General features: G+C 57.3%; 21 protein-coding genes. 12 read left to right on the top strand and 9 right to left on the bottom strand.

Translation table 11 applies throughout. The annotated features are described in order from the left end of the window. Positions 1–40 precede the first annotated feature (40 nt). The 9 genes from CH74_RS00595 to CH74_RS00555 all read left to right on the top strand — a co-directional run bounded on the left by CH74_RS00595 (position 41) and on the right by CH74_RS00555 (position 10,198). Positions 41–751: an ABC transporter permease gene (locus CH74_RS00595; RefSeq protein ID WP_048305541.1), complete on the top strand. Its 711-nt coding sequence runs from the start codon at positions 41–43 to the stop codon at positions 749–751. 24 nt (positions 752–775) lie between these two features. Continuing rightward, positions 776–1,504: an ABC transporter permease gene (locus tag CH74_RS00590; RefSeq protein WP_048305540.1), complete on the top strand. Its 729-nt coding sequence runs from the start codon at positions 776–778 to the stop codon at positions 1,502–1,504. Between the two features lie 272 nt (positions 1,505–1,776). Beyond that, on the top strand, positions 1,777–2,274 hold the full coding sequence (locus CH74_RS00585) for a RidA family protein (RefSeq protein ID WP_048305539.1): 498 nt from the start codon (positions 1,777–1,779) through the stop codon (positions 2,272–2,274). Positions 2,275–2,447: 173 nt separating this feature from the next. Beyond that, positions 2,448–3,926 carry an MFS transporter gene (locus tag CH74_RS00580; RefSeq protein ID WP_048305626.1) on the top strand — a complete coding sequence of 493 codons (1,479 nt, stop codon included), beginning with the start codon at positions 2,448–2,450 and terminating at the stop codon, positions 3,924–3,926. A gap of 208 nt (positions 3,927–4,134) precedes the next feature. After that, positions 4,135–4,944 (top strand): calcium-binding protein, encoded by an 810-nt coding sequence (locus CH74_RS00575; protein ID WP_048305538.1) that lies wholly within the window; start codon positions 4,135–4,137, stop codon positions 4,942–4,944. Positions 4,945–5,023: 79 nt separating this feature from the next. Beyond that, on the top strand, positions 5,024–6,700 hold the full coding sequence (locus CH74_RS00570) for an IucA/IucC family siderophore biosynthesis protein (RefSeq protein ID WP_048305537.1): 1,677 nt from the start codon (positions 5,024–5,026) through the stop codon (positions 6,698–6,700). Then, a complete protein-coding gene (locus CH74_RS00565; protein WP_053070577.1) occupies positions 6,697–7,389 on the top strand; it encodes a GNAT family N-acetyltransferase in 693 nt (230 codons plus the stop codon). The genes CH74_RS00570 and CH74_RS00565 overlap by 4 nt, the downstream gene beginning before the upstream one ends. Beyond that, entirely contained in the window at positions 7,386–9,134 is a 1,749-nt protein-coding gene (locus CH74_RS00560; RefSeq protein ID WP_048305536.1) for an IucA/IucC family siderophore biosynthesis protein, read from the top strand. Before CH74_RS00565 ends, CH74_RS00560 begins: the two co-directional genes overlap by 4 nt. 239 nt (positions 9,135–9,373) lie before the next feature. After that, positions 9,374–10,198 (top strand): calcium-binding protein, encoded by an 825-nt coding sequence (locus CH74_RS00555; RefSeq protein WP_048305535.1) that lies wholly within the window; start codon positions 9,374–9,376, stop codon positions 10,196–10,198. 120 nt (positions 10,199–10,318) lie between these two features. Here the strand turns inward: CH74_RS00555 and CH74_RS00550 are convergent, their stop codons facing one another. Beyond that, a complete protein-coding gene (locus tag CH74_RS00550; protein ID WP_048305534.1) occupies positions 10,319–12,322 on the bottom strand; it encodes a CocE/NonD family hydrolase in 2,004 nt (667 codons plus the stop codon). Between the two features lie 2 nt (positions 12,323–12,324). Continuing rightward, entirely contained in the window at positions 12,325–13,845 is a 1,521-nt protein-coding gene (locus tag CH74_RS00545) for a BCCT family transporter (protein WP_048305533.1), read from the bottom strand. A gap of 121 nt (positions 13,846–13,966) precedes the next feature. Between CH74_RS00545 and CH74_RS00540 the strand changes: the two genes are divergently transcribed. Both CH74_RS00540 and CH74_RS00535 read left to right on the top strand, forming a co-directional pair. Continuing rightward, positions 13,967–14,587: an HAD family hydrolase gene (locus CH74_RS00540; RefSeq protein WP_253272868.1), complete on the top strand. Its 621-nt coding sequence runs from the start codon at positions 13,967–13,969 to the stop codon at positions 14,585–14,587. Between the two features lie 12 nt (positions 14,588–14,599). Further along, positions 14,600–14,824, top strand: a complete 225-nt coding sequence (locus CH74_RS00535) for an amphi-Trp domain-containing protein (protein ID WP_048305532.1) — start codon at positions 14,600–14,602, stop codon at positions 14,822–14,824. Positions 14,825–14,901: 77 nt separating this feature from the next. On the opposite strand, the gene CH74_RS00530 is transcribed toward CH74_RS00535, so the two are convergent. Both CH74_RS00530 and CH74_RS19765 read right to left on the bottom strand, forming a co-directional pair. Continuing rightward, positions 14,902–16,356, bottom strand: a complete 1,455-nt coding sequence (locus tag CH74_RS00530) for a sodium:solute symporter (RefSeq protein ID WP_048305531.1) — start codon at positions 16,354–16,356, stop codon at positions 14,902–14,904. Then, positions 16,356–16,478 carry a hypothetical protein gene (locus CH74_RS19765; protein ID WP_298379817.1) on the bottom strand — a complete coding sequence of 41 codons (123 nt, stop codon included), beginning with the start codon at positions 16,476–16,478 and terminating at the stop codon, positions 16,356–16,358. The genes CH74_RS00530 and CH74_RS19765 overlap by 1 nt, the downstream gene beginning before the upstream one ends. Positions 16,479–16,650: 172 nt before the next feature. On the opposite strand from CH74_RS19765, the gene CH74_RS00525 reads away from it, so the two are divergent. Further along, the gene (locus CH74_RS00525; RefSeq protein ID WP_048305530.1) at positions 16,651–17,535 is read left to right on the top strand and encodes a LysR family transcriptional regulator; all 885 of its coding nucleotides are present in this window, start codon (positions 16,651–16,653) and stop codon (positions 17,533–17,535) included. A gap of 35 nt (positions 17,536–17,570) precedes the next feature. Here the strand turns inward: CH74_RS00525 and CH74_RS00520 are convergent, their stop codons facing one another. From CH74_RS00520 to CH74_RS00500, 5 genes are all read right to left on the bottom strand, one after another. Then, positions 17,571–18,329, bottom strand: coding sequence for a creatininase (locus CH74_RS00520; protein WP_048305529.1), 759 nt, complete (start codon positions 18,327–18,329; stop codon positions 17,571–17,573). A gap of 35 nt (positions 18,330–18,364) precedes the next feature. After that, the gene (locus CH74_RS00515; RefSeq protein WP_048305528.1) at positions 18,365–20,095 is read right to left on the bottom strand and encodes a BCCT family transporter; all 1,731 of its coding nucleotides are present in this window, start codon (positions 20,093–20,095) and stop codon (positions 18,365–18,367) included. Positions 20,096–20,203: 108 nt separating this feature from the next. Beyond that, positions 20,204–21,343 (bottom strand): M24 family metallopeptidase, encoded by a 1,140-nt coding sequence (locus CH74_RS00510; RefSeq protein ID WP_172656287.1) that lies wholly within the window; start codon positions 21,341–21,343, stop codon positions 20,204–20,206. A 194-nt stretch (positions 21,344–21,537) separates the two neighbouring features. Then, positions 21,538–23,319 (bottom strand): EAL domain-containing protein, encoded by a 1,782-nt coding sequence (locus tag CH74_RS00505; protein ID WP_048305527.1) that lies wholly within the window; start codon positions 23,317–23,319, stop codon positions 21,538–21,540. Next, on the bottom strand, positions 23,316–25,901 hold the full coding sequence (locus CH74_RS00500) for an ATP-binding protein (RefSeq protein WP_053070576.1): 2,586 nt from the start codon (positions 25,899–25,901) through the stop codon (positions 23,316–23,318). The genes CH74_RS00505 and CH74_RS00500 overlap by 4 nt, the downstream gene beginning before the upstream one ends. Positions 25,902–25,916 lie beyond the last annotated feature (15 nt).

Here is a 25,916-nt window from a genome sequence, read left to right as displayed (position 1 = left end):
CCTGGCGGAAGATCCTGCTCATTCGATAAAGAATCTTGCCATGGAAAACTATCAGAACGAAGGACTTGAGGCTTGGGCGGGCCCCATCCTGGAAGGGGCGCTCGTGACGATAGAGATCGCCCTGCTGGCCTATGCCATCGGCCTGGTACTGGGGCTGATCGGCGCCAGCGCTAGATTGAGCGGCTGGGGGCCACTCCAGGCCCTGGCTACCGCCTATTCCACCCTAGTGCGTGCCGTCCCCGAGCTGCTGCTGATCATCCTGCTGTACTACGCTGGCACCCAGGCGCTCAATGCGGGACTCGGCGCGCTGGGAGTCGAGAGCGCTATGCAAATCAGCGGCTTCGTTACCGCTGTCGGGGTCCTGGCCTTCGTTCAGGGCGCCTACATGACCGAGGTGTTTCGCGGCGCCATTCTGGCCATTCCTCGCGGTCAGCTCGAAGCTGCGGATGCCTATGGTTTCTCGCGCTGGACCCGATTTCATCGTTTCGTCATTCCCGGCATGCTGCCCCATGCGCTGCCCGGCATGTCCAACCTGTGGCTGATCCTAGTCAAGGATACAGCGTTGATCAGCGTGATCGGCTTCGAGGAGCTGTTCTTCACCGCCCAACAGGCCGCCGCGAGCACCCGCTCTTACTTTCTGTTCTACAGCGTCGCGGGTGCGCTCTATCTAATCATGACGCTGGGCTCCAACGCGCTTTTCGGCTGGGCGGAGCGCTTCGTTCGGCGTGGCCAGCTTCCAGACAACGCCTAAGCCAACTTCCAAGAGAACAACGTCATGGACTTTTCCTGGATCTTCGATCCTTTCTATCAAGAGTATCTCTGGACGGGTTTCGTCAACACGCTGCTGCTGGTGGCGGTGTCCGGTATCCTGGGGCTGATACTGGCGGTCATCATCGCCTTGATCCAGATTACCGCGCCCAAGCCGATTGCCCTGCTGGTACGCGGCTTCACCACGGTGATTCGCGGCACGCCGCTGCTGGTGCAGCTGTTCTTCTTCTATGACGGCGTGGGCCGCCTGCTGCCACAGATTCCCGGCATTCAGGAAAGCATCATCTGGCCTTTGCTGCGCGATCCGTTCTTCTACGGCGCCCTGACCTTCACCATCAGCGTCGGCGCCTATTCCGGGGAGGTGATTCGCGGCGCCATGCTCAGCGTGCCTAGTGGCGAGCTGGCCGCCGGTCGCGCCTTCGGTCTGACCCGCTGGCAGGTGCTCTACCGGCTGTGGCTGCCCCGAGCTGTTCAGATCTGCCTGCCGACCCTCACCGGCGAAATGATCCTGCTGCTCAAATCCGTGCCCCTGGTATCCACCATCGCCGTCATGGATTTGCTCAAGGCCGCCAACCTGGTCCGCGACGAGACTTTCCTGGTTTATGAACCTTTGCTGTTAATCGCCGGCATCTACATTGCCCTGACGCTGGTGCTGACCATCGCCATGCGCTTCATCGAACACAACTTTCCCGGCGCCCAGCCTGCCAAGATGCGACGCCGATTGCTGCCCGGTTAGGGAATTGCCGAACAAATCGCCAAGCGAAATGAATTGCAAGGAGCACGGAGCGCAGGAAACGAGACATAACATGGGGTTAGGCGAGTTTTCGAGCACCGCGCAACGCCGTAATTCGTTCGTGTAGGCATTTATGCAATGATTCCCTAGCGGCGTTCGCTTACATGGCGGGAACAGGCATTCTTGTCTACTATATTAGCGTTCAAACTAAAATGAGCGTCACCATTGCCCAGCGTGGTGCCGTGTTTGTCATGTCAATAAATCAAGGAGCGATCATGCAACGTATTTTCAAACCCGCCATTCTCGCCGGTGTGTTGCTTGCGGCGACGGCAAGCGCTCAAGCCGCGGACAACGTGACCCGTCATAGTTTGAAGGATTCTGACTTTCCCATCTCCCTGGCAGTGGAAACCGGTCCCCAGGCCCAAACACTCTATCTGAGCGGCAGCGGCCCGGAAGTTTCCAACCAGGACGCGGATGAAAATACCATCGACGCCTATGGCGACATGGAAACCCAGGCTCGCAGCGCCCTGACGTCCATCGCCGACAAACTCGAAGGACTCGGTTACGACATGAGCGATGTGGTCATGATGCATGCCTATCTGGTACCGGACTCAGACACGGGCAAGCTCGATTTCGAGGGCTTCATGAATGCCTACACCGAATTCTTCGGCACCGATGACCAGCCCAACCTGCCCGCACGCTCCGCAGTCCCTGTACCGCAGTTGGCCAACCCCGGCTGGCTGATCGAGATCGAGGTCACCGCGGCGAAGTGAGTTGTTCGCTACTTCTTTACTGATAAACGTTCGAGAATTGCGTTGCATTCCGGGATATACATCCTGTATGTCCCGTCATCACCCGCATGATCCACGTTATTTTCGAGAACGCTATCCACTGGCGCCAAACAGCGGCAGCGGCCACGGATATCTTGAACAAGCAGAGGCAACACTTGACCCAGCGTCGGTCCGATTCAGAGCAAACAAACGCCGAGACAATCGCGGATTCGACCCGCTGGCGCATTCTGGCGGTGCTGCTGACCGCCATCGCCATGTCATTGATCAACGTCAGCATCGTCAACGTTGCCCTGCCGTCTATCCAGGAAGGGCTGGGAGCGTCCCAGTCCGATCTGCAGTGGGTGCTGTCCGGTTATGCCCTGACCTTCGGCGTGGTGCTGGTGGCCGCCGGGCGTGCTGGAGATATTCTGGGACGCGGCGGCATCTTCATCCTCGGCGTGGCGGTGTTCACCGCCGCCTCGATTGCCTCGGGTCTGGCCCAGGACGCCACCTGGCTCAATGTCGCCCGGTTCGTGCAAGGGGTCGGCTCCGGGCTTTTGAGCCCCCAGGGGGTGGGCATGATCCAGCAGTATTTTCGCGGGTCCGAGCGGGGCAAGGCGTTCGGCTACTTCGGCACCGCGGTGGGGGTATCCGTGGGCATCGGCCCAGTGCTGGGGGGCCTTTTGATCGAGCTTGGCGGCGCCGATTTCGGCTGGCGTTTGACGTTTCTGGTCAACGTGCCCATCGGCATCGCCGCTATCATCATGGCGCTTGCCTGGTTCCCGAAACCGCTGTTCAGCCACAGGCCAAAAGACGCAACACCCACGTTCGGCGGAGTACTGCATACCTTTCGTTCCCTGGATCCGATTGGCGCCGTGCTGCTCGGGCTTTCCGTGTTCGCCGTGCTGTTTCCGTTCATGGAAGCCCAGTCGGCACCGCTGACCTGGCTGCTGCTGCCGTTGGGCATCGCCCTGGTTGCGGCCTGGGTGCATTGGGAACGGCGTTACGCCCGCCTGGGCCGCAGTCCGATGGTGGATCTGAACATCTTCTCTACGCGCAGTTTCACCAATGGCGCCCTCATCATGACCCTGTATTTTACCGGGATGACCAGCATCTGGGTGCTGGTGGCGCTGTATCTGCAGCAGGGCTTGGGGGCCTCTGCCCTTGAAACCGGTCTCATCAGCACGCCGTCCGCCTTCATCTCCGCCTTTGCCGCCAACTGGGCCGGCCGGCGGGTGATGACCTATGGGCGCAAGCTGGTCATCGGTGGGCTTTTGCTCGCCGTCGTCGGCCTTGCCGCCTGCATTGCCGTTGTGCTACTGCAGGCGGGGGGCTATATCAGCGCCTGGTGGCTACTGCTTTCTCTGGCGCTGATCGGCGCGGCCCAGGGCGCCGTGGTCAGCCCCAATCAGGCACTGACCCTGGCAGAGGTCCCCCTGCAGTACGCAGGAAGCTCCGGCGCCATCATGCAGACCGGTCAGCGCATCGGCACCTCAATCGGCATCGCCGTGATCACTGCAGCGGTCTTTGCCGTCCTCGACATGAGCTCCTGGCCCGTCGCCGTGGCATTGGGGTTCGGCTTAATCTTACTCGTCGTGCTGAGCGCAATTGGTTTGGCATTCAAAGACCTACGCGATCGGACGAACAACCACTAGCGCTTTCTGAACTACTCCAGCCGTTAGTGCTTACTAACAAAATGCTACAAATATTGCCTATCAATCTAAATGATAATATCTATCATTTGATTTGCGTTTAGCAAAAAGATAGCGACTTCCGCCATGAAAATCACTTAGCCCGGTTTAGCCTCCGGCATGGCGTTAAACGCAACCTTAGCAGTCAAAACGATTATTCAAGGAGTGACAGATGGCGATTCAAGAAGGCAGCGGACTGATTTTCGGCACCGACGAAGGCGAGATCATTCGCGGAAGCGGGCCCTCCATCGTTTACGCCAAAGGCGGTGACGACGGTGTTCGCCTGGGCTATTCCAACGACGTGGCCTATCTTGGCGACGGTGACGATGTCGCCTATGGCGAGGCCGGCAACGACCTGATCTTCGGTGAAGACGGCAACGATTTGGCCTATGGCGGCAAGGGCAACGACTGGCTCGACGGCGGTGAAGGCGACGACCTGCTGTGGGGTTCTGAAGGTAGCGACCAGATATTCGGCAATGCCGGTGACGACACCCTCTATGGCGTGGCAGGCATCAATGCACTCTATGGCTCCGAAGGCAACGACCTGATCATCGGTGGCACGGGAGAAGACGTGGTCTTCGGCGGCGAGGACAACGACGTCATTCAGGGCGGCGACGCAGACGACTGGCTCTACGGCGGCTCCGGCGACGATCAGATCCACGGCCAAGGCGGCGACGATCTGGTTTATGGCAGCGCCGACCGGGACGGCAATGCCCAGGACGACAGCAGCACCGAGCTCTATTACACCGGCAATGACGGCAACGATACGGTCGAGTGGTTCGCCGCCGAGAACGATCAGGTCTTCGTCTCCGCCAATATCAACGACACGGGCATCGAGTCCCTGGCCGATCTGGCGGATCGCGTTTCTGATTCCGACGAAGGCGCCGTGGTTGACCTGGGCGACGAGACCCAGATCCTGATGGCCGGCATCCCGTCAGACGAGATTCTGGCCAACGCAGCGGACTACATCACCATCGCCTGAGGCCAACCCCTCGTTCCTGACGCAACACCGTAAGCGAAAGCCCGATGTCGAGCATATCGGGCTTTTGAGATACTCCTTAATGACACCTTCGGAACAGGCTGCAGCCAGCTGCTTCTTCAATGCCTTGCTGCGGGAATGGCCTCATTACGAGATCGAGCCACACCATCTGGCCATTTCAGACGGCACGCATACTCTGCGGATTCCCTATCGGCATCTTTCCCACGCCGGTCGCCATCGATTAAACGGGCCGCTGCGGCTGGATGATTATGAGATCGGCTTTGGTGAGGCTCTCGCCTGGGTACTGCGTCATCCGGATCTGCTGGCGCTGAGCACCCCCGCCAAGGCAAAAGCACTGAAGGCGCGGGTGCTGGATAGTCTGGCCAATCTGCGTCACAGCCTCGATGCCCAACCGAATCTGGATCGGCCCTTTCGCCAGGTGCTGGATTTCATCGACTCGGAAGCCGCACTGCTGATCGGCCACTCGATCCATCCCTGCCCAAAGGCCCGAGAAGGCTTCAGCTCCGAGGATACTCGCCGCTATGCCCCGGAATACGCCGCCGCGTTTCCTCTGTGCTGGTATCGGGTAGCAAAGACTCACGTGAGTTTCAGTGCCGGCGCGGACCTCGAACCCCAGGCGTTGATCGATCAGCTGTTGCCGGACAACCCTTGGCAGGATCAGATCGACGCCACGCATCTGATTATCCCCTGCCATCCCTATCAGCATCGCCATTGGCAGACGGACCCGGCCTTGAAGGAACTTCGCCACAGCGGCGCGCTGACCTATCTGGGGCAAGCCGATTCGCACTGGCGCGCCACCTCCTCGGTGCGCAGCATCTGGCACCCCGAGCGCCCTTGGATGCTGAAGTTCTCTCTCAGCGTGCGCCTGACCAACTCCTTGCGCCATCTGCAGCCCAGCGAGTTTTATCGCGGTGCTGTCCTGCATCAGGTGTTGAACTCACGGCCTTTGGCGGAATTCGCCGCGCGGTTTCCGCAGTTTCAATTTCTTCAGGAGCCTATGGGTCTGGGGATTGTCGATGACGCCGGACAGCTCTTGCCCCAGACCCTAATGCTGTGGCGGGACAATCCTTTTGTCGGTGACGCCGCGCATCAAGTCGAAATGCTCGCCACCCTGCTGCAGGACGACCCGCGTACGGGCGTCTCGCGTCTGGCCCAGCGGCTGCTACAGACAGCCAACCCTAGCCCACGCGTACGCGCCTGGTTCACTGCCTTTCTGCAGGTTGCGATGGAACCCTTACTGATCGCTCAGGCAGACTATGGCCTGCTGTTCGGCGCTCATCAGCAGAACATTCTATTGCAACTCGATGACGACCTGATGCCGACCCGCGCCTGGTTTCGGGACTGCCAGGGCACCGGCTATACGGCGCTGGCAACGAAATGCTACGGCCCCGAACTGGGCCAACTGGTGGAGCGCAGCGACAACCTGATACCGGAAGAGATGGGCGTTCGGCTGTTGGGCTATTACCTGATCGTCAACGCTACCTTCAACGTGATCGCAAGCCTTGCCGGGGCGGGGCTTGGCGATGAACGCGATTACCTGAGTCAGCTACGCGACTTTTTAGTGGACCTGAGAGCTCAAGGCGTTCGCGATAGCGCCTTGCTGGACTATCTGTTGGAAAGCCCTGATCTATGGGCCAAGGGTAACTTCCTGTGCGCCTTTCAGGCCATCAACGAGAACACCATGGCGGACCCGCTTTCCCTTTATCACCCCATGCCCAACCCGATTGCCGACCTATGACCGACCACATTGTGCAAAGCGACGAACGCCAACGCCATCTGGCGCCGCAACTGCTAACCGAGCACCCGACCGTCATGACCACAACTGACGGCGTCCCCCATCCCAAACGGCCTGTCGATCCGCCGGGCGAGCACTACCGGCGTTACATGCCGGAGATCGGCAAGACCTTCAGCCTGCGCCTGATCGATGTGCAAGAAGACGGCGAGCGCTTTCACCGCTGGCAGAACGATCCTCGGGTCGCCGCCTTCTGGGAGTATCCCTTTGATCGCGAGGCTCTGGACGAGATGATTCGAGGGCGGCTAGCGGACCCCCACTGCACGCCTTTGATCGGCTGTTTCGACGACCAGCCTTTCGCCTATCTGGAAGGCTACTGGGTGGCAGAGGATCGCCTGGCCCCCTACTGCGAGCACGGCTCCTTCGATCAGGGCATTCATGTGCTGGTCGGTGAAACCACCCATCTGGGCAAGGCCAACACCCTCGCCTGGCTGTATGGCCTGAGCCACTATCTGTTTCTGCGCGAGCCCCGCTGCCAGACCCTGTTCGGCGAGCCGCGCACGGACAATCGAGCCATCCTGCGCTACACCTACCCGCTGAACGCCTGGAAGAAGCGCTACGAGTTCGACTTCCCCCACAAGCGCTCGATGCTGCTCAGCTGCACAAGGGAAGATTTCTTCGGCGGGCAAGCATGACCGACGCAGAGCTGCTGACGCTTGCCAATCGGCGCCTGCTGGCTAAGGCCCTGGCGGAGTCCTGTTTCGAGGGCAGCCTGGAGGCGATCGCTCGCGAGGACGGCTTTCTTGTCGCGCTTGCCGACGCGGTGCACTACCGCTTTCGCGCCACGCGAGGCCTCTGGGACTGGCTCGTCATCGAGCCGGACAGCATCACCCGCAACGGCGTGCCGGCCCACAGCCCGCAGCAGTTCTTGCTAGATGCCCAGACGAGCTTTGGCATCGACGATATTCTGCTGGGCAATCTGCTGGCAGAGCTCAACAACACCCTGTACAGCGACGTTCAGACCTTGAAGCGTCAGCAGCGCTGGACCGCACTTGAGCTGTCTACGCTGGACGGCATCACCCTGCAAAGCCTGCTGGACGGCCATCCCAAGCTCTTGGCCAGCAAAGGAAGAATTGGCTGGGGGATAAACGAGCTTGCCCGCTACAGCCCAGAGGCCGGCGAGCCCATCGAGCTGCGCTGGCTCGGGGTGCGCATTCAGGACTGCACCAGCGCCATCAGCGAAGTCGATGACTGGCAGGCGCTATGGCAAGCCTCCTTGTCCGCGGAGGATCTAGACTATGTTCGCCAATGCCTGGCACAGCAGAATTTGAGTTTGAAGGAGGTGCGCCTGCTGCCGGTACACCCTTGGCAGTGGCAGCACCATATCGCCATTCAGTACGCGGAGTCCCTGGCGAGCAGCGCACTTATCGATTTTGGCGAACTGCAGGGGGACTATCGCGCCCAGCTCTCCCTACGCACTCTAAGTGGCCCGGGCGACGCCGACATCAAGCTGGCCCTGACGATACTCAACACCTCCTGCTTTCGCGGCATCCCCGGGCGCTATATCGCCATCGGCCCGATCTTGAGCGATTGGCTCACACGGCTGACCCAAAACGATCCCGAGCTGTCGCCTTTGATCGTCCAGCGGGAGCTTGCGGGCATTCACTGCCCGGCCCCCTGGCAGCAAGCGCTATCCGGTACCCCCTATCGCTACCAGGAAATGCTCGGCGCCATCTGGCGGGAAAGCCTGGAGGCGAGACTCAAAGACGATCAGCTGAGCCGCCCCTTGGCGGCCTTCATGCACAGCGACATGGCGGGCGATAGCCTGATCGGCGCCCATATTCGCCAATCAGGTCTCTCGGTGGAGACGTGGCTGCGCCGGCTGTTCGAGGTTACCGCAGTGCCGCTTTATCATCTGATGTGCGCCTATGGCGTGGGGGTGATTGCCCACGGCCAGAATCTGACCGTGATACTCGAACGACACGCGCCGGTCGCCGGCGCCATCAAGGATTTTCACGGCGACCTGCGGCTATGGGAAGAGCCTTTGGCAGTAAAGGCCGGTTTGCCTCAGGTTGCGGCAAAGGCACTGACCCACCTGCCCGCGCATTATTTGATTCACGATCTGGTCACCGGCTATCTGATCACCACCCTGCGCTTCATCTCACCCTTGGTAGCCCGGGACCTGGACTATCCGGAAAGCGCCTTCTATCCCCTGCTGGGGGAAACGCTGCTGACCTATCAGCGGCGCCATCCGCATCTGGCGAAAAGCTTTGTCCAGTTCGATCTGTTTACTCCACGGCTCTTGCGGGTGTGCATCAACCGTGCTCGTTACCGGGTGGGCTACGACGACAGCGCCGAGCGCCCCCTGCCGGAACTTGGCCCGCCCCTTGACAATCCCTTGATGCTCGCCCAAAGGCCGGCGATACAAACGATCAAATAAGTAAACCTTCTTTCACCAGACAATTGATACATTAGATAACATAAAATTTCCCACCAACAAAACACTACAAAAATAGGTTACCAACCCAAACGATAACCTCTATCATTCCGCCTGCACTTGACGCAGCCGCCGACTACTTTGGCCAACGAACTATCGGCCTATTCAATCTCGAAGGCGGTGCCAAGCGCGATTCAATGCATCCACAAAATGCAGAAATGCTATTTATAAAAGGAAGCACTATGTCCTTTATTCAAGAAGCCAGCGGTCTGACTTATGGTACTGACGAAGGTGAGATCATCTTTGGCAGCGACTCTTCCATCGTTCGTGCACGGGGTGGAAACGACGGACTTCGCCTTGGCGACTACAGCGATATAGCCCATCTTAACGATGGCGACGACGTCGCCTATGGTGGAGATGGCAGCGATGCAATTCTCGGCGAAGGCGACGACGATCTGATCCACGGTGGGGCCGGCAACGACTGGCTGGACGGTGGAGAAGGCAACGACATGCTGAGGGGCGGAGAAGGCAACGACCAGCTGCTGGGCGGCCCGGGAGACGATACCCTCGTGGCCATCTTCGGCGACAAGTCCGGCGATAACACCCTGTACGGCGATACCGGCGACGATATCCTTCACGGCGGTACCGGCCACGACGTGATCTTCGGCGACGAGGGCAACGACATCCTCAAAGGCAACGCGGATGACGACTGGCTTCAGGGCGGCACCGGCGCGGACCAGATCCAGGGTCAGAGCGGTAACGACGTCATCTTCGGCAGCGCCGATGAGGACGGCCAGTCCATCGACGGCAGCAGCACCGAGATTTTCTATATCGGTGGCGACGGCAGCGACGAGATCAATAATTTCACCGTCGAAAACGATCAGCTCATTCTGTCCGCCGATATCAACGACACGGGTATCGAAAGCCTTTCTGACCTAGCAGATCGCGTCACGGAGTCCGACGCAGGCGCCGTGATCGACTTGGGCGAACAGACCCAAATTCTAATGACCGGAGTGGCCGCGGACGACATCAATGCCAATATGGCGGACTACTTCACCATCGCCTGATGACGACTTTCTATCGTTGGTGAAGCAATAGCAAATGAGGTCCGATGCTAGAAGCGCATCGGACCTCAGTTCATGGCCGATGACCTGCGATGATCGGCATGTTGCTATCAAAACGGCGGATCAACAAAAACGCCGGGGAATCGTCTTCTCCCAGGTGTTGCGATAGACCTCCTTGCCCTCTTCATAGGCCTGCAGACTGTTGACCAGGTAGAAGTTGTCCGCATCGCAGCTCAGGCGGCTCTGGGTATCCACGTGAATACTGATATCCGCGTCACTCAGATCGACTTCCCAGTTCGATTCCGTCACGGCGCTCAGCGGTTCGTTTTCGCAGATGCGCCAGAGATTATGGTTCTTGGTGCCGTAGGTGATGCCGTTGTGATCCAGCCTTCGCAGCCCTTCGTCGGAAAAATCGTCCAGTAGCCACTCTCGGGTAGTCAGGGATTTGATGACGCGACGGGTACGACTGCCTTCCCGCAGAATGGTCTTGGCAAGAGGCTTGGCGGTTTCTGCCTGCATGAAGGGTAGCTCGGTGACTACCGGCGCTTTCGCCTGAGGCACGAGTACCTGACTGTAATCGAGGTCGATCGTGAGCCCGACCACTGCCGTCGAGGGCCAGATCTGCGGCCAGTAAATAGGGCTCAGGCTGATTTCCAGCCGATGCCCTGTCGGCAGCCGGTAGCCGATGACGTCCAGGCCGAACTCGACGTCGAACCATTCATCAACCGGCAATTCTTCGGGTTTAGCATGTGAGTGCCGATGGGTGAGATTGAACTGGCCCGCGGTGATGTAGGTTTTTTCACCCGCGGGGGAGACGTCCGTCAATCGCGCGTGCACGTTGCCGGTGGGTTGATCGCTCTTCAGTCGCAGCTTGACCCGCGTCTTGCCAAGAATATTGAGCGGCTCCTGAGCCGGTGCCAGGGTAAACGACGTGGCCAACGCATTGTCGATGGTCTGGTCGTCCGGCAGATCCCCCTCCTGCCCGAAGGGACAGAACACGCCGGAATACAGGCCATGATGCTGACGATTGATAAGCGCCTGCTGTCCGGTAAGAGACGCCATGACATCAACGCTCGCGATCTGCGTTGCCAACAGGTCCACCCACTCCCCCGGCCGGTAATCGTAGGTCGTCTGCGGCGCCACGCTGTCCTGCAGATAGACGACGAAGCTGTCTTCATGGGGCTCATCGTTGGCGTCGGTTGCCAGCCAGCGATCGAACCAGCTGACGCACTCCTGCAAATAGCCAATCTGCGGGCCGGGGATCGCCAGGTCGGGAAACTCATGGGCCCAAGGGCCGATGATGGCGCGCTTGGGCACGTCAAGGTTATCCATCAGTCGAAACACCGCATCGGTGTAGCCGTCCGCCCAACCGCTCATGGTCAATACGGGAATGCGCACGGCGCTGTAGTCTTCACAGATCGAGCCCTGGCGCCAATAGTCGTCCCGGGCCTGGTGCTCGAGCCAGGTCTCGACGAAGGGCGGCGTATTTTCCAGGCGTTCCAGCCACATCTCCCGCCACTTGTCGCCGACGAAACGCGGAAAGGGTGGGCGGGCGTTATAGGCGAACATGGTAGAGGCCCACCACAGCATGTCCGAACCCATTAGTGTGCCACCGCGGTAATGAACGTCGTCTGCGTAGCGATCATCCGTGGAACAGAGACTGACGATGGTTTTCAGCGCCGCATGATTGTACGTCGCCATCTGCAGGCCATTGAAGCCACCCCAGGATTTACCGATCATGGCAATATTGCCCGCGGACCACTCTTGAGCCGCAATCCAGTCGAAAACCTCCAGGCAGTCTTCCTGTTCCTGGCACGGATATTCATCCTGGATGATCCCGCCAGAATCGCCGGTGCCGCGGATGTCCACTCGTACGGCGGCATAGCCGCAGCCGGCGAAATAGGCATGGCGGATTTCATCGCGCAGGGCAGTGAACTCATCCTTGCGATAGGGCAAATATTCCAATATTACGCCCCGGGCCGTGGCAAGGCCTTCTGGCAGCCATAGCTTGGCGGAGAGCACTATGCCATCCGCAAGCGGGATGGGCGCATGCTCAATGGTTCGGACCGCATAGGGCAGATCCGTACGCTCATGCAGCTTGCTATAGTCAACATCGAAAACACCCACTTTTACTCTCCCTGTAGGTCGTGGTCCTGGCGCAGCCAGCACAGAATGGAAATGATCAATAATGAATAAATGACGAGTACCGGGACCGCAACGATGACGGTGGAGGACTGTACGACCTTCAACCCACCGATCAGCAGCAGGGATATCGCCAGCACCGCCATGAGGATGCCCCAGGTAATCGTATGCCAGGTCGCCGGCTCTTCACCGTCTTCTTCACCGATGGAGGCGGTAGAAGCCAGCACGAAAGACGCCGAGTCGAGGGACGTGGCCAGGAAGATGAAGCCGAGAATGACGAAGAAAACGACCACGACCTTGCTCAGAGGCAGGGTGTTGAGCACATTGATGATGGTTTGAGCATCACCGACCTCCGCCATGCTGCCCACCACGTCAAAAACGTCGCTTAGCTGCAGGTGCATGGCATAGCCGCCCATGACGGCGAAATACAGCCAGCCACCCAGGGTTCCCCAGGCCAGCATGTTGACAATGACGGACTTGATCGTGCGCCCCTTGGAAATTCGCGCCACGAACAGGCCTAGGAATGGCGCGGTACAGGCAAACCAGACCCAGTAGAATACCGTCCAACTCTGGGGAAACTCACCTTTATGAATCGGGTCGGTGTAAAAGCTCATGCGCAGGAAGTTCTGGGCCATGCGACCGAAGCTGTCCGTGAAATAGGAAAACAGAAAGCTCGTCGGTCCTACCAGCAACACGAACAGCGCCAACGTCACTGCAAGATAGACGTTGATGTTGCTCAGCTTGCTAATGCCCTTCTCCAGTCCCAGAGTGGCGCTGGTCAAATAAATGACCGACCAAATTAAAATAATGATGATGCTGAGCTGGGTAGACTGCTCGATGCCGAAGATATCGCCGATGCCGGCAGCGATCATCGGCACGCCAAGTCCTAGAGAGGTGCCCAATCCGCCCACCAGGGACCAGATCACGAAAATATCGATGATACGCCCAAGCCAACCGTCTGCCCTGCTGCCGAGCACGCCCTTGCAAGCCTGAGAAATCTTCAGCGACTTGTTGCCCTTGTTGTAAAGCGAATAGGCGATTACGACTGTCGGCAGCGTATAGATGCACCAGGCGGATACCCCCCAGTGGAAAAGCCCGTAGGTCAGCGCCCATTCTACGGCATCGGCGCTTTGAGCATCTACCTGAAACGGCGGGCCCTGGTAGTAGTACATCGGCTCGATGATGGACCAGAACATGATGCTGGTGCCCATTCCGGCGCAGAACAGCATGGCACCGTAGCTGAAATTGCCGAAGGCCGGACGCTCACCGTGTCCGCCAAAGCGGATTTTTCCATAGCGCCCCAGGGCAAACCACAGCAGCATGATGAAGATGCCGAAGGTCAGAAACTCGAAGACCCAGTCCATTTGATGAGTGATCAGACTCAATGTCTGTGTCATCAAGGGCGCAAGGGTTTCCTGAAAGCTGGCTAGCAGCGCCGTAATTATCAGCAGCACGGCGATGGCCGGCCAGAAAACATAGGGGTCGAGTTTCGATCGTTTTTTGTGCATCGATAGTTCCCGAAGGTTATTGTTAAGGAAGTATTGGAATTGACGCTGACGATGTCAGAAATAGTAATAGAACTTAATTTACCTTTTTCTTCATCCTATTCCTGCCACAGGAGCCGCCTGCGTGCTGAACCTTGCGAACATAACCGTCGTGGCGTTTGACTTGGACGGAACTCTGATCGATTCACGTCTGGATTTCCCCGCCATTCGTCGCGAACTTGGCTTCCCCGACGATATCGGCCTGCTCGAGCATATCGCCACCTTGAAAGACGACGCCGAAGCTCGCCTGGCGCATCAAGTCATTCATCGTCATGAGATGGCAGGGGCATCAGCGGCAACCTGGATGCCGGGGGCTAGGGAACTGCTCGATACGCTCCACGACATTGGCCTTAATACGGCCATTCTCACCCGCAATACCCGTTCCGCTATGGAGCTTGCCAGGCGCAACCTGCACATCCCCATCGACCTGACCCTGACTCGGGAGGATTGCGCCCCCAAACCAAGCCCGGACGGGCTAGAAAAGATCGCCGATCATTTTGACGCCAAGGCATCACAACTCATCTACGTGGGCGATTTTCTTTTCGATCTGCAAACTGCCAAGGCCGCTGGAGTCTTGAGCTGTTTATATCGCTATGGTGACAACCATCGCTTCGCCAAGGATGCGGATCTGGTCGTGGATCATCTGAATGAACTTGCCGACCTATTTGCAAAAAGAGGTTCTACAAAACAGACCATTACTGAATAACAGGAAACGATCATGAACGACAAGACAGAAAGAGACATCGAGAAAAGCTATCCCACCGCCGATTTCGTCGCAAAGCTGCGCCGGCTTGCGGACTGCCTTGAAAAGGGGCAACAGTTTGAAATCAGTATTGCCGGTGAAAGAATCTATGTTCCGGTGCGGGCGATCTACAGCATCGAGCATGAACGAGAAGAAAACGAAGAAGAAATCGAGTTTCAGATCAAGTGGACGAAGGAATAAACCGCGTAAAAATCCCACCGTTCGATTCTGCACGCATCACCGGGGCTCCATGGAGCCCCGGTAATTATGCAACGTTTTCACGCCACGGCTTTCTGGTAGGCCGTGCGTTTAGTCACCAAGGACACACCCACGTAGCAGATCGAAGAAACGACACAGCCGGTGAGCGGACCCATCAGCCAACCAACGTCGGCGAACAGCATCATGTAGCCGCTGGTGAAAAAGCCTGCCAGCATGGCAACGATCGCGCCCCAGGCGGAGCCCTGCCAGAAGGTGGAGATGAACACCGGTCCGATCAGACTGGCCAGCAGCGTGCCGGTGCCCAGGATGCCAAGCCAGGAAAGCATGAAAGGTGGCGCGTAGAGCATCATCAGCAGCGCCACGACACCCAGAATGACCACCGCGAAACGATTGATCCATAGCACCAGGGACGCGCGCTGGAAAAGGTTACCGAACAGCGCCAGGCGCAGATCGTGAGAGGTTGCCGAGGCCACGGTGTGCAGCAGCGAGTTTGCGGTGGACTTCATGGCGAACAGGATGAACAAGGTGATCAGGCCCTCTAACGCCGGCGGCATGAACTCCGCGAGATAGACCGGCATGGCATTGTCCGGGTCCGTCAAACCGGGCACTTTTATGCGCATATAGAGCCCCACCACGGGCACGAGACTCAGCAGCGCGCCGAAAAACGCAACATAGACGCCCATCTTGTGCAGCTTGACGTCCGGCTTGAAGGCCAGAAAACGCACCGCCATGAAGGGCAGTACCGCCGCGAACAGGAAGGCATAGGGCAACACCAGAAATACCGCTGCCGGGCTGTCACCGTAGTGGGCACCGGTCGTAGGATTCAAGAACTCCGGGTCCGCTGCGTTAAGTGCGGTCTCCCACTCTCCCAAGCTTACGCTGGTCAGAATCTGCACGATGATCAGTACTGCCGCGACGACCATGCCGCAGACCATTACAGTGTCCGTCCAAGCCACCGCCGCAAGGCCGCCTAACATGGTGTAAATGATGATGACGCCGACCATCAGCAGGGCACTGTTAGTCATTTCGATATCCAGCCAGTTGGCGCCCAGCAATGCCACCGCCTTGATCTGGCTGGTCAGAAACACCAGCAGCAGTATGATGGTGATTACTGCCGCCAAGCCTTGTACCGCTCGACCCAGGGTGCCACCACCATGAATTTGCGCGATGTACTCAGGAATGGTGTTGCTGCCCATATCCACCGCCTTGGCTTGCAGGAAGCTGGCGAAGTAGAGCACTGCAATCACCATGGCCGGGGCAAAGAAGAAGTTGCCAAGTATCTCAATGGCCCCGAACTGATAGGTAGCGCCAGGTGAGCCTACGAACCCCCAGCCGCTGAACCCCGTGGCCACGATGGTACCGGCTCCCACAAAAGCGCCAAGAGAACGCCCTGCCAGCAAGAAGCCACCTTCATCGCCCTCTTTCATCATGCGCGAAGACAAATAGCCCAAATAGATCATCAGCCCGAAGGTGATCAGCAAGAGGCCCCAATTGAATAGTTGATAGCCATCCATCACGATTGCCTCTCTTGCTGTTGTTGTTTGCGCTTGAGCTCCCGGCGCACATAGGCGGCACCGGCATGTACTAACATGTAGATGGTCAATACCAGGAAGGTAGATAATACCCAGGAATCCATGAACCAAATCCTCTTGTGATTGAACTTGTTGAGACAGGAATGTCTTTGCTTCTCGAGTCAGTGGAGTTGCAACGAATACCATTGTGATAATTGACGTTATGGCAGCGAGGTAAGGGAAACCAATTTATAAGGCTAATGCCGTCATCATGCATGCCAATAGGGAGGGATAATAATGAAAAACATACCTACGGATCTTTTGAGAACTTTTGTCACCATCAAGGACTTGGGAGGCTTTACCAGTGCAGGGGAGTTGTTGGGGCGCTCTCAGCCCGCCATCAGCCTGCAAGTCAAGAAACTCGAAGAAATACTCGACACGCGGCTTTTCCTACGGGGTACCAGCCTGGCGTTGACCGCTGACGGTGAATACCTGTATGCCTCGGCCAAGCAAATGCTCGAGATCAACGATGAAATCATTCACAAGATAAAAGGTGAAGGTGTCTCGGGGAAGGTTCGAATCGGCATACCCAACGATTTTGAGCTGGCGTTTCTGACCAAGGTGCTGCGAAGCTTCACCAAAATTTATCCCAATATTGCAGTCGAAGTGGACTGTGACATCAGCAAGGCCATTCAGCAGCGCTATCAACAGCACTTTTACGACATCGTGCTGATCATGGAAAAGGTCAAAGAAAACGAGCAGCGCGACCGGCGAGACTATCGCATTGAGCCCCTAGAATGGGTCATGGCACGCAATTATCTGCTGTCACATGAAGAGAACATCCCCGTGGTCAGCTATCCTCAGGGGTGTGTCTATCGCAGCATCATCGAAGAAGTCCTAAACGCTCATGACAAACCGCACAGGATGGTTTACACCAGTCCGAGTCTGTTAGGACTACTTTCAGCGGTAGAGGCCGGGTTGGGTATCACCGTGATGGCACGTTCCACCATTCCCACCCAACTGACCAGCTTGGAGCAAAGCGCACAGCTACCAAAACTAGACGATGTCTGCATCGGCGTCTATTACGAAAATGAGCGCTTGGGTGCCGCCGCCCGCCGCGCCCTGGACTTCATTAGAACAGGCATCGCCAATCTGGAGCAGAGTCGCTACGAGACTCTGTGATTGACGATACCTCATTAGCCGTGGCCGCCGGGCCCTTATGTCAGTTGCCTAGAAATTCCCTCAATACACTCATCCAGTATCCAGCGCCCTTTTTCAGCGGTGGCATCTACCGGTGAAGAGAGCGTTCCACTCTCTGCCACCCAGCTCGGATCGGATGGAAACACATCAAAAGGCGGGAACGTGGCGGGCTCGACGTGTACCGCCTTGTCCATGTCCACAAGCTCTGGATGAAGCTCGAGCATGATGGAGGTTTCCAGAATGCCGCCATGCTCCACGGCCCAGCCGGTGAACCCATCGGGAAACACCTTGGCGATGGTGTTTTCGCTGATGAAATCCCAGTAGGAAAGCAGGTAGACCTTCACTTCCAGGTTGCGTAGCTCGCAGTGCTTGACCAGCTTGTCGGCAGCCTCGCACAGGAACATGGAGTTCTCGAAGTGGCCGTTGATCAGGACAAACTCACGATTGCCATGATTCACATAGGCCAGCAATACGTCATAGACATACTGTTCTAGAGAACTTCCCGAGACGCAGGTCGTGCCCGGGAAGAAGTTGCCGCCACCGGATTTCACCTGAGATTTATAGCCATAGCTGATGGCCGGCGCCACCAGCATGTTGTCGCTTTTTTGTGCCACCTGCTCGGCAATATGACTGGGTATCAACACGTCCGGGTTTAGGGACATGTGCGGGCCATGCTGCTCGATCGCACCGATTGGCAGGATGATTCGACACTGCCCCTTCTCCGTCTTTTCCTTGTAGGACACCCAGTCCAGGTTTTCAATCTTGACATTTTTCATTGCAACTAACCTCGATACCTATTGGTTTCAATCTGTTATCGAGACGCCAATCCATTCGGATTTGCCGTGTTCTGGGCTGCCTGCACTTCACCGTTGTCATCCACGTGCAACTTGACGTTGGGATCCGGATCGTTGACCGCCCTTTCCAGCTGCTTGGTCGACCGGTCCCTCTTCAAGAGCCGCCTGATCATATTGGCGATCATGAGCATGATGACAATGGAGAAGGGGAACGCCCCAATAATGGTACCGGTCTGCACCGTATCGACCACGGCGCTTCCCCCCACGGTCAGCAATAGTGTCGCGACGGCGGCAATACTGGCCACCAGCACCACTCGAAACCACGCCCCTGACTTCTTCGGTGAGGATACGAAATCTGATAGCGCGTAGGTGCCGGCATCCAGCGATGTGACATAGTACGTTGCTACCAATACGGTCGATACGACGAGCAGGAGGCTACCGACAATGGGTATCGATTCCAGCATTGCGAACAGTCCGCTGGAAACGTTTTCGCCCACCGCCGCCGAAATCCCACGACCGGTGTTATCGTCGTAGAAAATGGCAGCCGATCCAAGAACCCCAATCCACACCATGACGATCAGAGAAGGAACGACGGTCACTCCAATCACGAATTCACGAATGGTACGACCACGGGAAATACGCGCGATGAATCCCGCAACGAAAGGTGAAAAGGCAATAACCCAGCACCAGATGAATACGGTCCACCAGCCGTTCCAGCTATCCTGCCAGGATGCCAGCGGCTCAGCGGTACTCGGGGCGTCCGTCCAGAAGCTCATGGCCACAAAATTGGTAAAGAAAGAGCCAAAGGTTTGAGTGACGTTGGAAATGATAAATAGCGTAGGGCCAAACACAAAAACAGCAACGACCAGAACGACGCTGAGGATCGAGTTCGTTTCGCTGATTACGCGCATGCCCTTGCTGATACCGAAAAAGGCCGAGACCGCGGTGAGAACTGCCAATCCAAGGATAACAATCAACCAAACCGCCGGCGTCGACGCAATCCCAGTAAAGGAGGTGATTCCGGAGCTGAACTGCAGTGCCGCGAACCCGAAGGACGTCGCCAAACCCAGTATCGTGGCCATGATGGCCAGCAACTCCACCACCACGCCGGCACCGCCCTGGGCCCACTTTGGCAGAATGTCCACCGTGGCCTCGCGAAAGGTCAGGGTCTTGCCCAAGTTGTGATGAGAATAGGCAAGACACACCGCCACGACGCAATACATGGCCCAGGCGGTGAAGCCCCAATGGAAATACGCCCAGACGAGACCACCTTCGGCGACATTGCCTGCCGTTGACTGAATGACAGGACTTTCATCACGAAGCATGATCGGCTCTGCCACCGACCAGAAAATCAGCCCGATGCCCTGGCCGCAAGCAAACAGCATCGAGTACCAGGCAAAATTGCTGTGCTCGGATTTTGCATCCGGCCCACCCAATCGAACCCTTCCACCAACTTTGCTGAATACAAGCCAGGCACACACCGCCACGGCAAAAAGCGAATACAGGATGAACATCCAGGTAAATCCGCCTGTTACAAAGCTTCGCATATCGAAAATGACGGCGGCCACACCATCAGGATTGATCAGCACCGTCGCAATGAGGGCGATGATCGCTATTGGCGGCGCGAACTGAATAATCAACCGGCCAACCGGCGGAAGATCCTTGCCCGTGAATCGAGGAACCTCCACGCTTTCATGAGGCTGTGTATTCTGGGCAGATGCTTTCTGCTCTGTGCTGTTGTTCGACATTGTTACCTCTCCCATGCGAGTTTTCGCACTGGTTGCGAAAACGCTCCGGTTATTTTTTTAATGGAGCACACAAAAAGGGGAGCTATTGCCCCCCCTTTCTACAACTGATTATTTGATGATGTTGTGTTCCGGCCCATAAGGGAAGCCGGTGATGTTCTCAGTCTTGTTTTCGTGGATTACCAGGATGTCATGCTCGCGATAGCCACCGGCGCCAGGCTGACCTTCCGGAATCATGATCATCGGCTCCATGGACACGACCATGTTGGGCTCGAGAACCGTTTCTATGTCTTCGCGCAACTCTAGACCCGCTTCGCGGCCATAGTAGTGGCTCAGGGTGCCGAAGGAGTGACCGTAACCGAAGGTGCGGTACTTGAGCAGGTCGTGCTCGGCGAAGATCTCGTTGAGCTCGTGAGCGATATCGCAGCAGCGCACGCCAGGTTTGATGAGTTCTTGACCACGCTCGTGAACCTTGCAGTTGACTTCCCACATACGCAGATGCTCGTCGGAGGCGTGCTCACAGAACAGCGTACGCTCGAGCGCCGTGTAATAGCCGGCAATCATGGGGAAGGTGTTCAAGCTCAGGATGTCGCCGGGCTGCACCTTGCGACTGGTGACCGGATTGTGAGCGCCGTCGGTATTGATACCGGACTGGAACCATACCCAGGTATCCATCAGCTCGCCGTGGGGAAAGCGCTTGGCAATCTCGCGTACCATGGCCTGAGTGCCCGCCAAAGCGACTTCGTACTCCGGCACGCCAGCCTTGATCGCATCACGTATCGCTTCACCGCCCACGTCCGCCACCTGGGCGCCGTTGCGGATCAGATCGATCTCTTCAGAAGACTTGAGCATGCGCATCTTCATGGTGGGCACGCCGATATCGACGAACTCGACGCCACCCAATGCATCCTTCATTTTCTGCTGGTTCTGCAGGGTCAGGTGATCATACTCCACACCGACACGCTTGCTGTTACCGCAAAGCTGCTTGATGGCCTTGAAGAAATTATCCTTTTGCCAGTCGGTGTAAACGATATTATCGCCTAGCCGATTACGCCGATAAGGCTGCCCGCCGTCGATATTGGCGGTGACCGTGGTGAACGAGTCCTGGGTGACCACCAGACCGTAGTCGCGACCGAACTTACAGTAAACGAAATCGCTGAAGTAGTTGATGTTGTGATAAGAAGTGAAAACCGCCGCATCGATCTGCTGGTCGGCCATGTACTTTCTGAGCTTGTCGAGACGGCTTTTCATCTCACCATGGAGAACGTAGGGGTGACTTTTTCTCCGTTGGGAATCTCGATCAATGATGGCAACTGCATGGCAGGCTCCTTGCGTTATTGTGTTGATGTCCACCTTGACTATCGACAGCGGCCGCGCAAAGGGCAAATGACTAGCGTAAATGGACTCATTGCGCTTGCAAATAACCTAATAAATAATAATATTTTTCAGTTGCTTACCCGAATTCCTAGATGTTTACAGGCAGGCGTTTGAGTCCGGCACCAAGCCATCAGCTCATTGGCGCTTCGCGGCGGCAGGTAGAAATAGCCCTGCCCCTGATCGCAGCCCATTTGCGCCAGCAGTTTCGCCTGCGCCCGGGTCTCGATGCCCTCCGCCACGACCAGACAACCACTGCCGTGAGCAAGACTCAGAATCATGCTGACCAAACGCTGGTCGTCGACGTTTTCTACCAGCCCTTCCACGAAGGCGCGATCGATCTTGAGTACCGATACCGGCAGCGTCTTCAGATACGCAAGGGACGAGTAGCCGGTACCGAAATCATCGATGGCGATACGCACGCCGGATTGGGACAGCTTCAGTAACTGCGCCCGTGCGGTTTCCACATCCACCATCAGATCGGATTCGGTGATCTCCAGGGAAAGGTGTTCATGAGGCAAGCCGTGATCCGTCAGCAACGCCAGCAGTTGGTCGGCAAATCCCTCTTGCACCAGCTGTCGCACGGATACATTGATGGCCACATCGAAAGCATCCTCGAGCAATCCTTGGGTATACCAATGTGCTGCCTGAAGAATGGCTTCTTCCAGCGCCCATTCCCCTATGCCAAGGATATCGCCGGAAGCCTCGGCGAGAGGAATGAACTCTTCCGGAGACATCCATCCCAGGCGAGGATGAAACCAACGCAGCAAGACCTCGACTCCCTGGATGCAGCCGCTTGCGAGAGATACCTTGGGCTGAAAAGTGAGTGAAAACTCACCGCGAGATACCGCCCCATGGAGTGCCTGCTGCATACTGAGCTGTTTTTGCTGGGCTGCTTCGAGCTCTCGGGTATAGCGTTGTATTGGCGATTTTCCCGGACGCGGCAGCGCCAGCACCGCCATTTGCACCAGCCGTTCCGGCTCTCCGCCAACGCCGTGATGAAGCCCGATGCGCGCCTTGAGCGGCAGCAGCAGTTCGCCAACTCGATGATCCGTATGCACCAGGGCATGTACCTTTTGCGCCAAGTGCTTCAAGACCCGGTCATCCGGCGCGTCCGCCCAAACGATCAATAGCTCGCTACCGGCCCATAACCCGAGATAGTGCTTTTCCTCGAGGTGGTGTTGCAGCGTATCCCCCAACTCCCATAGCAACGCCTCGCTGACGCTGTAACCATGCAGGCGAATGATGTCATTCAAGCTGTCCAACGCGATGAACAGCAGCCCGATCGAACGCCCGGAGCGTGCAAGGACGTCGAGATGCTGCAGCAGTGCGCGTCGATTGGGCAGGCCGGTAACAGGATCGGAGTGCGACTGATACTCCAGCTGCCGGGTACGTTCGGCCACCATCAACTCGAGCACTTCCGCCTCCCGATCACGTAATTGATAACGATGTTGCACCGACAGCACATTGTTCAGTCGCTGAATGACCTCATCGTGCTTCAGGGGTTTGCTCAAGAAGTCCCGAACCCCCATGCTCAAGGCCCGTTGGCGGGTCTGATCGTCGATCTGCGCCGTCAGTACGATGACCGCGGGCCTCTGCTCGTCGAATTGTGCGTCGAGCTGCTCGAGTATTTGAAAACCATCCAGATATGGCATCCGAATATCCAGCAGAATCAAGTCGGGACGCCGCTGCTGACAGTACTCGAGTACCCGGCGTGGATCGCACAATCCTTCTATGTTCTCGAACCCGTGCTCTTCGAGCAGCGTTTCCAGCAGTTCCACGTTAACCGGCTGATCGTCAACGATCAGCACATGTTTGCCGACGAGTTCTTTCTCACAGTTGGACAGCTTCATGACAGTACCAAGCTCTCTGGCAGCGCCGTCGATATCGCATTGAGCAGCGCTGCAATATCGAGGGGTTTGGACAGAAAGTCCGTGAACTCGATGGCAGTATCGCGATGGGCGTCGCGCTGCATGGCGTTGGCCGACAACCCGATGATCGGCAGATCCGTGAAGCGCGAGTCCTGACGCAGCCGGCTCAAGGCTTGGTAACCGTCGATTCCCGGCAAATGAATGTCCATCAAAATCAGATCAATGGGCTGGCGTTGCAACAGCCTCATGCCTGCCTCGGCGCTCGCAGCACCGTGCAGCTCGAGCATGGGGTAATCGATGAAGATGTCCTCCATGAGGCGCTGATTGGCGGGATTGTCTTCGACGTACAGCACTTGCCAACGTCGCTGTGTATGAGACCTCAAAGTGGTCTGATTGGAGTCTTCTAAAACACCCGAGGCCGTTTTATCCTCCAAGGCCAATGGCAACTCGAACCAGAAATCGCTGCCTTGACCGTGACGACTGTCGACGCCGATGGTTCCAGCCATGCGCTCGACCAGCTTCTTGGTCAGAGAAAGACCGATACCGGTGCCTTCGATGGCGCCGTGCTCCGCGCCCAGTCGACTGAACGGCTGGAAGAGTTCGTCATGACGCTCCTGGGGAATGCCCGTTCCGGTATCGCTGACGATCACGCGCAGGATCTCCCGCCGAGGGCGGCAGCGGATATGCACGTGCCCCGGGCGCGAATTGTACTTGATGGCATTGGAAAGCAGATTGAGCAGCACTTGCTTGAGACGGGTGTAATCGGCGCGCACCCTCAAATCCTCGGTGCATTCGTCAAACTCGATGGTGACGTCGCTCTGGCTGGCCGTTGCGGAGAGGGTTTCGACGACATCTTGAATGACGACCTGCAGCGAAACGGCCTCAAGAGACAGTTGCAGTCGTCCTGCTTCGATTTGCGATAGATCGAGCACTTCGTTGATCAGATTCAGCAGATGAAGGCCGCTTTTTTCAATGTGGGCCACCTGTCGCCGTTGACGCTCGTCCAGAGGAGATCGACGACTGTTCAACAGTAGCTGGGCGAATCCCAGAATGGCGTTCAAGGGCGTGCGCAGTTCATGACTCATCCCGGAAAGAAACTCGCTCTTGGCCTGGCTGGCCCGCTCCGCCTCATCCCGGGCACGGGCCAGTTCTTGCATTACCTGTTCGCGTTCGGCGAACTGGCGGTAAAGATTGATCAATAGCGCACAGGTCGCCGTGAAAGGCTTCAAGCGCTCCAGCAGCGCCTCATCGTAACCCTGATGACCATTGGCAATGCCGTACATGCCGATCAGCACCTCACCATCATAAATGGGGACGCCCAGATAGTTGTGCAGCCGCGGGTTGTCCGGCGGAAAGCCGCCTTGTTTGGGCTGACTATAAAGATCATCCGTCACGACCGTTTCACCCTGGGCAAATACGCGACCCAGCAGGCTCTTCGAGTTGGACAGCAGCACATCACCGCTGCGCAGCCCTTGCATCAGCACTCGCGACTCTTCGTCCCAGATAAGATCGGTGATCGCATGAATCCTCAAGGACGGGGTGCCTTGTTGATCGATCACCTCGCCGATCAGACCATAGTCGCTCAGGGTCAGCTTGCGCAGGGCCTGAAGTAAAAAATCCCACAGCCGCTCACCGGACATCAGCGCCTGATAATCGGTGATGCCCTGATGCAACACCTTGAGCAGCAGGGCCTGGCGATGCTCCTCGGTGATATCATGGGCCACGGATACCACGCCGCGCACATCGCCCTGCTCGTCGATCAAGGGTGATATGGTGATCTCGAACTGACGATCCTTGATGGGCGGTAACAGCACGCTGCGCGATTCGTGATGCTCAATGACCTCCCGCTCTCCCTGTTCAAGCCGCTTCACGACTTCCGGCGGAAAATAATCACTTAGACGCACCTGCCCGGACAGATCCTCTACCCCAGCCTTTTCATCCACCAGCTCAAAGCTTGCGCGATTGGCCGCCAGAAAATCACCGCTGCGATTGCGCACGTAGATGGGTTCACGGCAGCTGTCGAACACGTTGTAATACAGCATCGAGAGCTTGCGACTACGGGCTTGTTCCTGTGCTTTTTGATGACACTGGGCGTGTAATCGCAAAAGCGCCTCCGCCTGCTGCGCCAAACCACGCAACAAACGCCAGGCTTGATCATCGAACTCCCGAGGAGCATCGTTCAGAAGACATAGGGCACCTACCGGATGAGGGCCCTGCAGATAGAGCGGGTAAGCAACGAAGAAACGAACCTGTGGAATCAGGTCAAGAGGAAAAGCGTCTTCGGAGGCCGATAGTTCGAACGTATCCTCAATGAGTCGTGGCGCGTTACTATCAACAACGAAGCAACACAGTGCCCTGCGGGCAGAGGCTGTCAGTTCCAAATCCGGCCGGAGATTCATACAGTTGCAGTCCGTATTCTCCGGGAAAAGCAACGCCGAGGACACATCGAAAATATCGCTGGCCAAGGTCGAGAGGTGCTCGAAATCCGCATCCCCCGGTGCGGGGGACGGCCAGGCCCATTCTCGAGGCTGAGCTTCCTCAACCGAGTTCTCGAAACCGCCCATGGCCTACTCCCTATA

Source organism: Halomonas sp. PR-M31 (assembly GCF_001039575.1).
Lineage (GTDB): Bacteria > Pseudomonadota > Gammaproteobacteria > Pseudomonadales > Halomonadaceae > Modicisalibacter.
This window is presented reverse-complemented; position numbering and strand designations above follow the sequence as displayed.

Coding starts and splice junctions, on each gene's coding strand:
- CH74_RS00535 (WP_048305532.1), top strand. CDS start 14,600: ATGAACGACAAGACAGAAAGAGACATCGAGAAAAGCTATCCCACCGCC.
- CH74_RS00595 (WP_048305541.1), top strand. CDS start 41: ATGGAAAACTATCAGAACGAAGGACTTGAGGCTTGGGCGGGCCCCATC.
- CH74_RS00525 (WP_048305530.1), top strand. CDS start 16,651: ATGAAAAACATACCTACGGATCTTTTGAGAACTTTTGTCACCATCAAG.
- CH74_RS00570 (WP_048305537.1), top strand. CDS start 5,024: ATGACACCTTCGGAACAGGCTGCAGCCAGCTGCTTCTTCAATGCCTTG.
- CH74_RS00585 (WP_048305539.1), top strand. CDS start 1,777: ATGCAACGTATTTTCAAACCCGCCATTCTCGCCGGTGTGTTGCTTGCG.
- CH74_RS00505 (WP_048305527.1), bottom strand. CDS start 23,319: ATGAAGCTGTCCAACTGTGAGAAAGAACTCGTCGGCAAACATGTGCTG.
- CH74_RS00545 (WP_048305533.1), bottom strand. CDS start 13,845: ATGCACAAAAAACGATCGAAACTCGACCCCTATGTTTTCTGGCCGGCC.
- CH74_RS00555 (WP_048305535.1), top strand. CDS start 9,374: ATGTCCTTTATTCAAGAAGCCAGCGGTCTGACTTATGGTACTGACGAA.
- CH74_RS00500 (WP_053070576.1), bottom strand. CDS start 25,901: ATGGGCGGTTTCGAGAACTCGGTTGAGGAAGCTCAGCCTCGAGAATGG.
- CH74_RS00510 (WP_172656287.1), bottom strand. CDS start 21,343: ATGAAAAGCCGTCTCGACAAGCTCAGAAAGTACATGGCCGACCAGCAG.
- CH74_RS00530 (WP_048305531.1), bottom strand. CDS start 16,356: ATGGATGGCTATCAACTATTCAATTGGGGCCTCTTGCTGATCACCTTC.
- CH74_RS00565 (WP_053070577.1), top strand. CDS start 6,697: ATGACCGACCACATTGTGCAAAGCGACGAACGCCAACGCCATCTGGCG.
- CH74_RS00560 (WP_048305536.1), top strand. CDS start 7,386: ATGACCGACGCAGAGCTGCTGACGCTTGCCAATCGGCGCCTGCTGGCT.
- CH74_RS19765 (WP_298379817.1), bottom strand. CDS start 16,478: ATGGATTCCTGGGTATTATCTACCTTCCTGGTATTGACCATCTACATG.
- CH74_RS00590 (WP_048305540.1), top strand. CDS start 776: ATGGACTTTTCCTGGATCTTCGATCCTTTCTATCAAGAGTATCTCTGG.
- CH74_RS00575 (WP_048305538.1), top strand. CDS start 4,135: ATGGCGATTCAAGAAGGCAGCGGACTGATTTTCGGCACCGACGAAGGC.
- CH74_RS00515 (WP_048305528.1), bottom strand. CDS start 20,095: ATGTCGAACAACAGCACAGAGCAGAAAGCATCTGCCCAGAATACACAG.
- CH74_RS00520 (WP_048305529.1), bottom strand. CDS start 18,329: ATGAAAAATGTCAAGATTGAAAACCTGGACTGGGTGTCCTACAAGGAA.